The following is a 12,396-nucleotide window of genomic DNA, read 5'->3' as shown; positions in this document are numbered from 1 at the left end:
GGGTGTCGTTCTTGCGGTGGCCGGAAATGTGTAAGTAAATAAATCGGGGAGAAATATTAATGATCGACCGCCGGACAAATTCGAGGCGCCGTCAAAATGTGAAACTGGTGCTCGCCAGCCTGGCTGTTCTGTCTGCGTGCGCACATCCGAACCGGCCGGTTTCCCCCATTGAATCCGACACGCTTGCCTATTCTTCGGCCATTTCGGATGCCCGGCAGGAACAATTGCTGATGAATATTGTTCGCCTGCGATACAATGATCCTGTCACCTTTGTTGATGCTGAGCGGATTACCACAACCGAAAACACCCAGATCAACGGCATGCTGGCGTCAGCGCTGGCGCTGGGCGGGCAGAATCTGGATGAAGTCCTGAATGGAAATGTCGGCACCAATATGAGTAGTCAGCCCTCGATCGCCTATTCGGCGTTGAGGGGGTCGGACTATGCCCAACAGATCCTGCAGCCATTGCCGCCGGCGACCATCTTCCTGATGAGCCAGTCGGGCTGGAGCGTCGAACGGTTGATGTTGTGTTGCGTCTCCCGAATTGGTGATCTCGAGAATGCGCGGGCAGCCGCCGGGCCAACCCCGCCGGTCATGCCGGACAATACGCGCTTTCGCGAACTGGCCGCGCTGATGCGTTCGCTGCAGGAACGCGGACAATTGATGGTGCAGGTCGTCGATCCGGACACATCCGAGACCGATGGAGATGGCAAGCCGCGTGTGATCCTCAAATGGGATCGTACCTCGGAACTCGGCCAACAACTCGCCGACTTCTTTCGGCGCTATTGGGTGTCGGATGTCAGTGTGATTCCGGGTGACCGCTACATCACGGAGATATCAACGCGGGGCAATGCCCTCGGCGATTATGCGGCGCGCGGGCGATCTCTGCTCGGCGTGTTGTCGGCGTTGTCGCAATCGGTTCACGTGCCCGAGGCGCACCGCGACATTGCCCGTGCCTCGCAACCTGTCCTGGAATATTCGGACGACCCCTGTCGGGCACCGGGAGGCTGGCATGATGTGAATGGGGGCCTGTTCGCCGTGCAATCGGCGGCGGCGCGCCCGACCACTGCGACGATAGCGGTCGAGTATCGTGACTATTGGTTCTATGTCGATGACCGCTGCCATGATGCCAAGGAAACCCTGAACCTGCTGGATCACCTCTATGCCCTGCAGGCGGGTATCAGTTCCGATGCGACGACGTTGCTGCTGCTCGGCGGCTAGGTCTGTCGCAGCTGTTACAGAGCGGAGGCTCCCGTCTCGCGAGAGAGGCAGCGGGCCCATCAATATTCAACCCTAAAGCGGGCGAATATGATTGCCGCAGAGCGGGTTTGGTCTATCTTCCCATTCGAAAAATGGGATTGGACCAATGCTGGGCCATCTGCGCCATATAGTTCGATCACGTACGGTCGAAGATATATTTGACAGATCCGTTGCCGCTTTGCGCGAGATTGGACTGACCCGCGTCTATTTTCAGGGTCCCATTGGAAGTGACCGGTCGCTGACCCGAAACACGGCGAGCTTCGGCTTTCCTGAGACGTGGCAGAAATCATACGAACTGAACTGGCAGGTTCACGACCCGATCCCGGACGCCGCTTCCAGAATTGGCGGGCCGCTATACTGGCACCGCCTGCCATCATCGGTGTCGCTCTCAGAGAATGAACTCGCCTATATGGAGTTCCTCAGAGAGATGCAGATGGGTCAGGGAATTTGCATGCTCCAATATGGCAATGTGTCGAGAGTGGGTCTGATCGCGGCCAGCACGGATCCTGACGGACCGGAAGTCGAGAGCATTGACCGCGAGTTCTTTCAGTTTGTGGGCATGTCGTCCTTCATGCGATTTTGCCAGTTGGTAACCATGGACCCGGACATACCGGTCCAGCTGTCCGGTCGCGAACAGGACGTCCTCTACTGGATGGCGCAGGGCCGCAGCAATAGTGCCATCGCCGATGTGCTTGGCATCCGTCAGGACACGGTCAATACATATGTGAAGCGTATCTTCGCCAAGCTGGAAGTGTTCGACCGAACCTCGGCCGTGATGAAGGGGGTCCGTCAGGGAATGGTCATCGTGTCGGACCCGATTTCTGAGCTTGTCGCCGACCAGATGAGAGCGAAACGTCGAAGAGATGGATAGTATTTCTACTATTCTGCTTGAAAATATCGCGCGAGCCCTCACAATCCTCCTCGAGTCCGGGGAGGCAGTGGCGTGCTCAACAAATTGAAGGGCCTGATAGAGGCGCGATCGTTGCAGGACCTGCGCGAAGCGGCCGTCTCGGCCTTTGGCGAGATGGGTGTGCCGCGGCTTTTGTGTCTGTCCCCGGTTGGCCATGATCGCTCGGTAGGTCGCGGGCTGACCAATGCAGGCTTTCCGGAAGAGTGGGAAACCGCCTATCGCGATGCCCGTCATATGGACGACCCGCTGCCAGACATTTCGGTGCGGATCGGAACGGCCTTTCGCTGGCATGACTTGCCAAGCGATGTCGTGCTGAATGAGCGGGAAACCCGATACCTTTCAGACTTGTCCAAATGGGGCATGGCGAAGGGCATATGCGTCGCCACTTACGGGTCGGCGGCGCGGGTTGGCTTCATCGCCGCCAGTTCGGAATCCGGAGAAGATGATCTGGACGGAGTCGATTTGTCGCTTTTCCAGATTGGCGCCGAGACCGCCTATCTGCGTTATTGCCAGCTGATGTCGGCTGACCTGCAATATGAGATGAACCTGTCCAGCCGCGAACTCGACGTGTTGCACTGGATGGCGCAAGGCCGCAGCAATGCGGGCATCGCGGACATGCTGGACCTCAGCCAGGAGACTGTTGGCACTTACGTGAAACGAATCTTTGCCAAGCTGGACGTGTTCGACCGAACCTCCGCCGTGATGAAGGGCGTAATGCGCGGGCTCGTGATCGCGTCAGACCCGAACGTCGAGGCAGCCGCGCAACAGCGTCGTGCGCGTCCGAAACGTGCTTGATTGCCCATCCTGTTGGCACCAATCGCAGCCTGAACGAATCCGACGGCATATGTTCACTTGGTATTCAGAGCCTGATGCCTATACAGCCATGGTATGAAATGGATTTCTGCCCTTCTTCTGGCCATGGGCCTTGTGGTGACGCCTCCGGCGATCGCTCAGGACTGGCGTAACCAATGGTCGCCCGGCCAGGCGCGCGATTCGGTGCGGCAGGGCAAAACCGTTCCCCTCAGCCAGATTTTCCAGAGCCTGAAGCGGCAATATGGCGGCTATCAACTCGGTGCAGACCTGTTCGATAATGGCGGCAAGCCGCAATACAAGATCGACTGGATGACGGGGGATGGCCGCAAGATGCGCTTTACGGTGGACGCCCGTACGGGTGCAGTCCTTGACCGGCAGGGTGCTTGACCCGACATTGCTTATTAGATCGGAGGGACGTGTAGATGCGTATCCTGGTAGTTGAAGATGATTCAGACTTGCGCCGCCAGCTGGCCGATGTGCTCTCACAGTCAGGCTATGCTGTGGACCTCGCCGCAGATGGCGAGGATGGCCACTTTCTGGGCGACACCGAACCCTATGATGCGGTGATCCTGGACCTCGGCCTGCCGAAGATGGACGGCGTCAGCGTCCTGAAGAAATGGCGTGCGGACGGAAAATCCTTCCCGGTCCTGATTCTGACCGCCCGCGATTCGTGGAGCGAGAAGGTGGCTGGCTTTGATGCCGGCGCTGACGATTACCTCACCAAGCCGTTCATTACCGAAGAGTTGCTGGCGCGCTTGCGCGCCCTGTTGCGCCGCGCCGCCGGTCACTCTGCCGCGACGCTGGAGGCTGGCAAGCTGGTGGTCGATACGCGCGCCGCCCGTGCCAGTGTGAATGGCGAACCTGTGAAACTGACCGCGCACGAATATCGCGTTCTGTCTTACCTGATGCATCATATGGGCCGCGTCGTGCCGCGCACGGAACTGGTCGAACACATCTACGATCAGGATTTTGATCGCGACTCGAACACGATCGAGGTCTTCATCGGTCGCCTGCGCCGCAAGATCGGGCAGGACCGTATCCAGACCGAGCGGGGCCTTGGCTACCGCCTTGTCGTGCCGGATGCCGAAACCCGCGTCGTCGGATAAGGCCCGCACCGCGCCGGAGCCCGGACCATGAGCGACAGCGCCCCTTCAAACCCGACCCTGCTGGACCGCTGGACGCGCCTGTCATTGGCGCGGCGGATCATGCTGGCAGCGGCGGTGTGGGGCTTGGTCGTGCTGGTCGGCGGCGCGCTCGCCTTGTCAGCGGTCTATCGCGCGCAGACGCTCAGCTTGCTGGAAGAGGATCTGGAACAGAATCTTGTTGGCCTGACCCGCGAGATGACTCGGGAAGGGGCGTTTCTCGAAGATGGCCAGGTCACGGATTCCCAGCGCGAATTCTTTCTCGGGGATGTGCGTTTTCGCACGCAATATTCCGGGCGCTACTGGGCCATTGTGGGGGTCAGCTCCGAAGGCGACATCGCGGGAGACATTCGCTCGCGCAGCCTCTGGGACGAGCCCGTTCCCCTCAGCGACGGTCAACTGGATCGGACGCTGGCCAATCCCGGCATGACGCAGTTCGGGGACTTTGACCTTGTTGGTCCGGCCGGACAGCATGTGCGCGTGGCGTCTCGCGCGATCCTGATCGCCAATCGTGACACGCCGCTTGTTCTGGTGGCGGCGGCTGACCGCGCGGCCAATGATGCGGCGGCGACGCGCTTCCGGAATTTGTTGCTGGGCACGATGATTGCCCTGTTCGGCGGTGTGTTCGCGGCGATGGTCGCGGGCATATCGTTCTCGCTGCGTCCGTTGCGGCGCATCGGGGATGACGTTGCCGAGGTGCGTGAAGGCACGCGGCAGAAACTGTCTGAGGATTATCCGGCCGAAGTGCGCCCGCTCGCCGATGAATTGAACAAGCTGCTTGAGCATAACCGGCAGGTGGTCGAGCGCGCGCGGACGCATGTCGGTAACCTTGCCCATGCCCTGAAGACGCCGCTGGCCGTGCTGCGCAACGAGGCGACCGGTGATACTTTGCTGGATGATGTGGTGCGTCGCCAGTCGGAAAACATGCAGACCAATGTCGAGCATTACCTGAAGCGCGCGCAAATGGTGGCGCGGGCGCAGACATTGGGCGCACGGACCGAGTTGCGCCCTGTGATCGATGGCATCGCACGCATGTTGAACCGGCTATATGATGCAAGGGGCGTCAACGTGTCCGTTGACGGCGGGGTCGGGGCCGTGTTCCGGGGAGAGAAACAGGATCTGGAAGAAATGGTCGGCAATCTGATGGAAAACGCCTGCAAATGGGCCCGGAGCGAAGTGATGGTGCGGGTTCGCGATGGGGCAGAGGCGCTGACCATAGAGGTAGAGGATGACGGCAAGGGGCTGACGCAAGAAGAACGTGCGGGCGCCCTGAAGCGCGGCGTGCGCCTCGATGAGACCACCCCCGGCACCGGACTGGGCCTGTCCATCGTCAAGGAACTGGCCGAACTGCATCGCGGCAGTCTCGATCTGGGGGATTCCGGCATGGGTGGCCTGAAGGCCGTGTTGAAGTTTCCAAAATCATGACACGTCGGAACGGTATCATCCTCGCACTTTGTCTGGCGGTGGCGATTGGTGGATATCTGCTGGTAGGGAAACCCGGTATGGGCGATTTGCCGATGAAAGACCGGCAGGCTGGCCTGATGGAGAAAATCCGCACCGATCCGGGCGCGCTGACTCAGGCTGAAACCCTGTCGCGTCTTGAGGCGACCGTGGTGGAACGCCCTGAAGACCCGCAGCCACACTATTTCATTGGTGAAATCCTGCGCGCGCAGGGACGCACGTCGGATGCAGCAAGGGCCTACCAGTCTGCCTTGCGGCGGGACAATGAATTCATGCCGGCCTTGCTGGCGCTTGGCGATGCGCTGGTCGAGCTGAACAATGGCGCGGTCTCGCCAGAGGCCACGCGCCTGTTCGCCAAGGCCTATGAACTGGATGAAACCCAGGTGCGCGCGGGTATGTGGGCGGCCATGGGTGCGTCGCAGGCAGGCGATCAGGAAAAGGCCGAACAGGCCATGCGCTATATCTATTCGCGCCTGCCGGAAGATGATCCGCGCCGCGAACGGTTCGCCCCGATGATCGAAGCGCTCAGCCAGCCGGAAACCGCGGTTCCTGAAGCGGAATAGTCCGGCTGCATCTGCCGCACTCCCTTTTCGGTGCAAGTCCCCTTATAAGTCTCGCCATGCGCGCACGGACACGACGACTCTATACTTTTGGCATTGCGGCGCTGCTGCTCCTGGCGGCGGCGGTGCTGGCTTTCTTTGCGCTGCGCGAGAATGCCAACCTGTTTTACACGCCGGAAATCCTGGCCGAGCAAGGCCAGCCGGAAGACGGCAAGGTTGTGAAGGTCGGCGGCTGGGTCGAGCCGGGATCACTGGCCTATTCCGAAGATGGCGCGACCATGATTTTCACCGTCATCGACAACAGCCCCCATACGATCCGTGTCAGCTATACCGGCATCGCGCCAGACCTGTTCCGCGAAGGACAGGGTGTGGTGGCAACCGGCCAGTTCGGGCCGGAGGGCGCGTTCACGGCGCGACAGATCCTCGCCAAGCATGATGAAAACTACCAGCCGCGGGAACTGAAGCCGCTGGACGTGGCCGGATGATCGAACTCGGCCATTTTGCGGCCTTCCTGGCGCTGGCAGCGGCGCTGGCGCAGGGCATGTTCGGCCTGACGGGCCAAAGGCGGATGGCGGGGCTGGCCGCTTATGCCGGTTTCGCGGTGATGATCCTGTCTTTCGTGACGCTGATCGTGGCCTTTGCCCGGTCTGATTTCTCGGTCGCGCTGGTGGCGAACAATTCGCACACGCTGAAGCCGATGATCTACAAGATCGCAGGCGCCTGGGGGAACCATGAAGGCTCGATGGCGCTCTGGTGTCTTGTCACGCTTGGCTTTGGCGCAGCAGGTGCGCTGTGGATGCGCACCGGGCGCGACCTGTTCGAGGCGCGCGCGCTCGGCATTCAGGGCCTGCTGGCGGTCGGCGCGCTGGCCTATTTGTTGTTTGCATCGTCGCCCTTCCTGCGGCTGGATCCAGCGCCATTTCAGGGCGCAGGGCTGAACCCGCTCTTGCAGGATCCGGCGCTCAGCATTCATCCGCCCATGCTGTATCTTGGCTATGTCGGATATTCCTTTGTGTTTGCGCTGGCGGCGGCTGGCTTGATGGAAGCGCGGGTCGATTCGGTCTGGGCGAAGGAGGCACGGCGCTGGTCGCTGGCTGCTTTCATTCCGCTTACGCTCGGCATCGCGCTCGGCTCCTACTGGGCCTATTACGAGCTTGGTTGGGGCGGCTGGTGGTTCTGGGACCCGGTGGAAAATGCTTCGCTGATGCCGTGGCTGATCGGGGCTGCGCTGTTGCATTCGGTTGTCGTGACAGAGAAGCGCGAAGGCTTCGGGGCCTGGTCGGCGCTGCTGGCGGTGCTGGCCTTCCTGTTCTCGATCATGGGCGCATTCCTCGTGCGCTCGGGCATCCTCACGTCTGTGCACGCCTTTGCCGTGGACCCGGAGCGGGGCATGCTCTTGCTGTTCGGCCTGCTGACCTATGGCGGCTTTGCGCTGGTGCTGTTTGCCATGCGGGCACCGAAACTGCCGGGCGGGAAGCCGTGGATGTTGCTCAGCCGGGAAGGCGCGCTGATGGCGAACAATATCGTTCTGATCGTTGCGGCGCTGACCGTGTTGCTCGGAACGCTTTTTCCGCTGATGGCAGAGGCAGCCGGCCGGACGATTTCTGTTGGCGAGCCCTATTTCAATCTGACGTTCACGCCGATGCTGGCACTGTTGCTGCTCATATTGCCCGTGGTTCAGGCTTGGGCCTGGGGCAAGGCGGATTTGAAGAACTGGTCCAAATGGGCGATCGCTGGCGGCACGCTGGCGCTGGTCTTCCTCGCCTTGGGAGTTGGCCTTTGGGACATTTCCATCGGCGCAGCACTTGGCCTTGCACTGGGTGCGTGGCTGGTGATTGGCGCACTGTGGGAATTGAAGCGCCGGGCGATCACGCCGGGGCGGATCTTCCGCCTGCCGCCGCGCGTCTGGGGCATGACGCTGGCCCATATGGGCCTCGGCCTGTTTGTGATCGGCGCGGTGGTCGAGACCACGGGACGGTATGAGACGACGGTGGCGCTCGCAGAAGGCGGATCTGGCACAGTGGCCGGCTGGACGCTGACCCTTGATCAGGTGCGCGCAATCGAAGGCCCGAACTGGTATGCCGACCGGGCGCAACTTACCGCGACGCGCGGCAGCGCCAAGGCGATCATGACGCCCATGAAACGCTATTATCCGGCGGCACAAATGCCGACCACGGAAACTGCGATCCACAAGACGGGCACCGGCGATCTCTATGCGGCGCTGGGCGAGCAGCGCATGGTGGATGGCGCGCCGCGCTGGGTGTTTCGGGTCTACTATAATCCGATGATTGACCTGTTATATTTCGGCGTGATCCTGATGGCGCTGGGCGGTGCCTTCAGCCTGTGGCCAAGGCGCAAAGCATGAAACAGTTCGTTGTGATCCTGATCAGTCTGGTGCTTGCCGGGTTCGCTGTGGCCGAAGATGTTGCGCTGGATAACTCGCAACAGGAGGCCCGCGCGCAATCCCTGATGCGCGAGCTGCGCTGTGTCGCCTGCGAGAATGAACCGATTTCCCAGTCCGCCGCGCCAATTGCCGAAGACATGCGCGCGCGGGTACGCGTGATGATCGAGGATGGCGCGAGTGACGAAGAGGTGCGCGGCTGGTTCGAGGACCGGTATGGCGAGTTTGTCCTGTTCCGTCCGAAGGCGGACGGTGTAGCGGGCTGGCTACTATGGGGCGGGCCATTCTTGCTATTGCTGTTTGGCGCGTTCATCGGCATCGCGATTGCGCGCTCGCGCAGGGCGCAGGTGGATCCCGTCGAGCCGGAAGACGCCTAGTAGAGTCCGGTTGGCAGGAAGAAACGTCCGCCAAGCCAGACAACCCATCCGCCCAGCGCGATGAACGGCCCGAATGGAATGGGCGTATCGGCATCGACCTTGCGGATTCCGAGCGCCGACAGTCCGATCACGCCCCCCAGTGCGGAGGCCGACGCGACGAGCATAATGGGGGCAAGGCCCGCCCAACCAGTCCATACGCCAAGCGCGCCGAGCAGTTTGGCGTCGCCCCGTCCGAGTCCGTCTTTGCCACGCAAGTGGCGATAGCCGAGTTCCACCATCACCAGAATGCCATAGCCGACCAGTCCGCCGATCAGGTGCGCCCGCCAGGCTTCAGGCCGGGTCAGCCAGACCATCAGGATGCCGAGCAGGACTGTTGAGGCCGTCAGGGCATCGGGAAGGGTCAATGTGCGAATATCAATGACACTGAGCCCAAGCAGGAGGGCGCCGAGGCAGAGGGTCAATGCCAAAGTGCCAGGCGGCGCGAGGGAAATGCCGCTGGCCAGTAGAGCGCACCCGGCCAATCCGGTCAGAATTATTGTCAGCTTATTATGCAACTGCTCGTCCTTTTGCCCCACCAGAGGGCATCTGGTTGAAGACCATTCGCTTGGCCAGAAATCAATGCTTGTCGAAGCCTGTCTGTGAGACTGTGGGAAAGGATGCCGACGCCGCTCCATAACATTCGTCAGCTGGGTGGGGACGCGCTTGACGATTGCAATGGCCCGGAGATGACGTCCTGGCAGGGACACATTGCCTCCGGAGGCGAATGCCGCAGAACCTTGAAAAGGGCCTGTGCGACGCCGGCAAGGGGTCGGGGCAGCTCGCGTGAAGAGTGACGGGCAACCCAACACTCAGCCTGGCACGATGTGCCGGTTGAGAGGATGTCCTGATCTTCGCTCGAAGCCCCATAGCCTTGTTCCGCAAATAGAATGAGCGCAAAATACTTGGCTTACAAGGGACTTTTGACTGGACTTGCGTAAACTTCATTAAAAAACAGCTTTCTGTAGAGTTACCTTCAGATTCACACTGTTGGGGCAAGTCGACCGGAGGTTGTCGCGTCAAGCCAGGAGAAATCAGGGGCAATTTTCTTACCGGCGCGTGAAAATCGCCTTACTGTCTTTTAATGACCACAATGCTTGTGGCAGGCTTATGCTGGCCCACATGCCCAATACAGGCAAATTTTTCAGTGACTTGGAGACAGGAATGAAGACAATCGGCATATCGAGACAGGCCATGGTAGCTGCGCTGGTGGGCGTGGCGATGGTAGGCTCTTTCTCCCTCGCCCCACAGATCTTCAGCCCGGAGGCGGGTGCCCAGCCGATCCAGATTGAAGCGCCACGGGGCGCGCCGCTCAGTTTTGCCGATTTGATCGAACAAGTTGAGCCTGCCGTGGTCAGCGTCAACGTCACCACCGAGCGCGAAGTCGGCCGTATGGCTGACATGCAGGAATTCTTCGAACAATTTCGCGGCATGCCTGGCCTGGATGAGTTCATGGAACAGCGCCGTCAGGAAGAGGAAGAAGAACCGGAAACGCGCGAGGGTCGCTCGCTTGGGTCGGGCTTCTTCATCTCCAAGGATGGCTACATCGTTACGAACAATCACGTGGTTGAGGGCGCTACGGCCATTCAGGTCGTCCTGAAGGACGGGACAGAGCTCGACGCCGAACTGGTCGGCACTGATGCGCAAACGGATCTGGCTGTACTGCGTGTTACAGAGCCGGGCGAGTATCGCTTCGTCAGCTTTGGCGACTCCCACACTATGCGCAAGGGCGACTGGGTGGTCGCGCTTGGCAATCCGTTCGGACTTGGCGGCACTGCCACTGCGGGCATCTTGTCAGCCGATGGCCGCGAGATAGGCCCGGACAGCCCCTATACAGATTTCCTCCAGATCGATGCCTCCATCAACCGGGGCAATTCCGGTGGCCCCACCTTTGACCTCAATGGCAATGTGATCGGTGTGAACACGGCGATCTTTTCGCCGACGGGCGGTTCTGTCGGGATCGGCTTTGCGATTCCGGCAGAGCTCGCCAGTGAAGTGACCAAGTCCCTGATCAAGGACGGCAAGGTCTCACGCGGCTGGCTGGGTGTTGCCATCCAGGACCTGACAGATGATATGGCCGAGGCCCAAGGCATCAAGGATGCCAAAGGTGCAATCATTGCCGATGTCACCAATGGCAGCCCGGCAGAAAAAGGCGGCCTCGCACGTGGCGACATCATCCTGTCCGTCAATGGCGACAAGGTCACCGATGCCACATCGACGACGCGGCTGGTCGGCAAACTGATCGCCAATACGCAGAACAAGTTCGAGATTATTCGCGGCGGCAAGAAGCAGACCCTAAATGTCACCGTCGGCGAGCGTCCGAGCAATCCGAATGCAATCGTCGAACCGGCGCTTTCTTCGTCAGCCACGACGGCGCCGGATACCGGCAAGGAAGTGAAGGAAGTTGGCGCGACGTTCGAGAAGATGGACGACGAATTGCGCACCCGTCTTGGCTTGCGTGAAGGCGAAAATGGCCTGCTCGTGTCGGGCATCACCAAGGACGGCGTCATGGAAGAGGCCGGCATTCAGGAAGGCATGGTCATCCTGGAAGTGAACAACAAGCCGGCCACATCCGTCGAAGCTTTCCGCAAGGCAATTACCGACGCCAAGAACGCCAAGCGCACGAAAATTCTGATCGCAGTCCGTATTGGCCAGATCACGAATTATCGCACCATTGACCTGTCGGACGCCGAATAGGAGATTCCGATGCTTGATACGGTTCAGGAAGACACCATGCATGTTCTCGTAATTGAAGATGACATCGAAATGGCCAGCTTCATCGAGAAGGTTCTGGTCGAGGCGGGCCACCGCGTCGACATGGCAACCGATGGTGATAGCGGCCTGGCCATGGCGCGGGCCTCTGAATTCGACGCGCTTGTCGTAGACCGGATGCTGCCGGAAAAAGATGGCCTGACCTTGGTCAAGGAATACCGGGAAGCGGGCGGCAAGACGCCGACCCTCTTCCTGTCAGCTCTGGGCGATGTCCAGAATCGGGTGCAGGGGCTGAAGGTTGGCGCGGATGACTATCTCGCCAAGCCATTTGCTCCGGCCGAACTTGCTGCACGGGTCGAGGCACTCGGCCGTCGCCTGCCGGTGGAGCAACAGGTGACGGTCCTGAAAGCCGGTGATCTTGAAATGAATCTGCTGACCCGCAAAGTGACGCGGGCCGGGCAGAAGATTGACCTCCAGCCGCGCGAGTTCCGTCTGCTGGAATATCTTATGCGCCATGCCGGACAGGTCGTGACGCGTACCATGTTGCTGGAGAAGGTGTGGGATTATAATTTCGACCCCCAGACCAATGTGATCGACGTCCACATCTCGCGCCTGCGCGCGAAGATCGACAAGGAATTCGAAGAGCCACTTCTGCATACGGTGCGCGGGGCTGGCTATCGCCTGCAGGGCTAGACGCCCGGGCAGGCGACTGGCACCTAGCACCA

The 12,396-nt window shown here is 60.5% G+C and carries 13 protein-coding genes; 12 read left to right on the top strand and 1 reads right to left on the bottom strand.

The window, feature by feature from the left end; translation table 11 throughout:
• Window positions 1-59 precede the first annotated feature (59 nt).
• From CFA77_RS12710 to CFA77_RS12665, 10 genes are all read left to right on the top strand, one after another.
• Window positions 60-1,220 carry a hypothetical protein gene (locus tag CFA77_RS12710; RefSeq protein ID WP_206991015.1) on the top strand — a complete coding sequence of 387 codons (1,161 nt, stop codon included), beginning with the start codon at window positions 60-62 and terminating at the stop codon, window positions 1,218-1,220.
• A gap of 145 nt (window positions 1,221-1,365) precedes the next feature.
• Entirely contained in the window at window positions 1,366-2,130 is a 765-nt protein-coding gene (locus CFA77_RS12705) for a LuxR family transcriptional regulator (RefSeq protein ID WP_206991014.1), read from the top strand.
• A 72-nt stretch (window positions 2,131-2,202) separates the two neighbouring features.
• A complete protein-coding gene (locus tag CFA77_RS12700; RefSeq protein ID WP_206991013.1) occupies window positions 2,203-2,964 on the top strand; it encodes a LuxR family transcriptional regulator in 762 nt (253 codons plus the stop codon).
• A 93-nt stretch (window positions 2,965-3,057) separates the two neighbouring features.
• Complete coding sequence (locus CFA77_RS12695) at window positions 3,058-3,369, top strand: PepSY domain-containing protein (RefSeq protein ID WP_206991012.1); 312 nt, start codon at window positions 3,058-3,060, stop codon at window positions 3,367-3,369.
• A 35-nt stretch (window positions 3,370-3,404) separates the two neighbouring features.
• Window positions 3,405-4,088: a response regulator transcription factor gene (locus tag CFA77_RS12690; protein WP_206991011.1), complete on the top strand. Its 684-nt coding sequence runs from the start codon at window positions 3,405-3,407 to the stop codon at window positions 4,086-4,088.
• Between the two features lie 27 nt (window positions 4,089-4,115).
• The gene (locus CFA77_RS12685) at window positions 4,116-5,549 is read left to right on the top strand and encodes an ATP-binding protein (protein ID WP_206991010.1); all 1,434 of its coding nucleotides are present in this window, start codon (window positions 4,116-4,118) and stop codon (window positions 5,547-5,549) included.
• Window positions 5,546-6,148 (top strand): tetratricopeptide repeat protein, encoded by a 603-nt coding sequence (locus CFA77_RS12680; protein WP_206991009.1) that lies wholly within the window; start codon window positions 5,546-5,548, stop codon window positions 6,146-6,148. The genes CFA77_RS12685 and CFA77_RS12680 overlap by 4 nt, the downstream gene beginning before the upstream one ends.
• A gap of 56 nt (window positions 6,149-6,204) precedes the next feature.
• Window positions 6,205-6,630 (top strand): cytochrome c maturation protein CcmE, encoded by a 426-nt coding sequence (locus tag CFA77_RS12675; protein WP_206991008.1) that lies wholly within the window; start codon window positions 6,205-6,207, stop codon window positions 6,628-6,630.
• Window positions 6,627-8,510, top strand: a complete 1,884-nt coding sequence (locus tag CFA77_RS12670) for a heme lyase CcmF/NrfE family subunit (RefSeq protein WP_206991007.1) — start codon at window positions 6,627-6,629, stop codon at window positions 8,508-8,510. The genes CFA77_RS12675 and CFA77_RS12670 overlap by 4 nt, the downstream gene beginning before the upstream one ends.
• Complete coding sequence (locus CFA77_RS12665) at window positions 8,507-8,923, top strand: cytochrome c-type biogenesis protein (RefSeq protein ID WP_206991006.1); 417 nt, start codon at window positions 8,507-8,509, stop codon at window positions 8,921-8,923. Before CFA77_RS12670 ends, CFA77_RS12665 begins: the two co-directional genes overlap by 4 nt.
• Here the strand turns inward: CFA77_RS12665 and CFA77_RS12660 are convergent.
• Window positions 8,920-9,477 (bottom strand): A24 family peptidase, encoded by a 558-nt coding sequence (locus CFA77_RS12660; RefSeq protein ID WP_206991005.1) that lies wholly within the window; start codon window positions 9,475-9,477, stop codon window positions 8,920-8,922. The two genes, CFA77_RS12665 and CFA77_RS12660, sit on opposite strands and share 4 nt — an antisense overlap.
• A 646-nt stretch (window positions 9,478-10,123) precedes the next feature.
• On the opposite strand from CFA77_RS12660, the gene CFA77_RS12655 reads away from it, so the two are divergent.
• Together CFA77_RS12655 and CFA77_RS12650 are read left to right on the top strand one after the other, a co-directional pair.
• On the top strand, window positions 10,124-11,656 hold the full coding sequence (locus tag CFA77_RS12655) for a Do family serine endopeptidase (RefSeq protein WP_206991004.1): 1,533 nt from the start codon (window positions 10,124-10,126) through the stop codon (window positions 11,654-11,656).
• Between the two features lie 36 nt (window positions 11,657-11,692).
• Complete coding sequence (locus CFA77_RS12650; protein WP_034811982.1) at window positions 11,693-12,364, top strand: response regulator transcription factor; 672 nt, start codon at window positions 11,693-11,695, stop codon at window positions 12,362-12,364.
• Window positions 12,365-12,396: the final 32 nt, after the last annotated feature.

The organism is Hyphomonas sp. KY3 (assembly GCF_017309975.1).
GTDB lineage: Bacteria > Pseudomonadota > Alphaproteobacteria > Caulobacterales > Hyphomonadaceae > Hyphomonas.
This window is presented reverse-complemented; position numbering and strand designations above follow the sequence as displayed.

Bases quoted from the DNA above. Each gene is read 5' to 3' on its own strand.
- CFA77_RS12710 (WP_206991015.1), top strand. From the start codon at position 60: ATGATCGACCGCCGGACAAATTCGAGGCGCCGTCAAAATGTGAAACTG.
- CFA77_RS12705 (WP_206991014.1), top strand. From the start codon at position 1,366: ATGCTGGGCCATCTGCGCCATATAGTTCGATCACGTACGGTCGAAGAT.
- CFA77_RS12695 (WP_206991012.1), top strand. From the start codon at position 3,058: ATGAAATGGATTTCTGCCCTTCTTCTGGCCATGGGCCTTGTGGTGACG.
- CFA77_RS12690 (WP_206991011.1), top strand. From the start codon at position 3,405: ATGCGTATCCTGGTAGTTGAAGATGATTCAGACTTGCGCCGCCAGCTG.
- CFA77_RS12685 (WP_206991010.1), top strand. From the start codon at position 4,116: ATGAGCGACAGCGCCCCTTCAAACCCGACCCTGCTGGACCGCTGGACG.
- CFA77_RS12680 (WP_206991009.1), top strand. From the start codon at position 5,546: ATGACACGTCGGAACGGTATCATCCTCGCACTTTGTCTGGCGGTGGCG.
- CFA77_RS12675 (WP_206991008.1), top strand. From the start codon at position 6,205: ATGCGCGCACGGACACGACGACTCTATACTTTTGGCATTGCGGCGCTG.
- CFA77_RS12670 (WP_206991007.1), top strand. From the start codon at position 6,627: ATGATCGAACTCGGCCATTTTGCGGCCTTCCTGGCGCTGGCAGCGGCG.
- CFA77_RS12665 (WP_206991006.1), top strand. From the start codon at position 8,507: ATGAAACAGTTCGTTGTGATCCTGATCAGTCTGGTGCTTGCCGGGTTC.
- CFA77_RS12655 (WP_206991004.1), top strand. From the start codon at position 10,124: ATGAAGACAATCGGCATATCGAGACAGGCCATGGTAGCTGCGCTGGTG.
- CFA77_RS12650 (WP_034811982.1), top strand. From the start codon at position 11,693: ATGCATGTTCTCGTAATTGAAGATGACATCGAAATGGCCAGCTTCATC.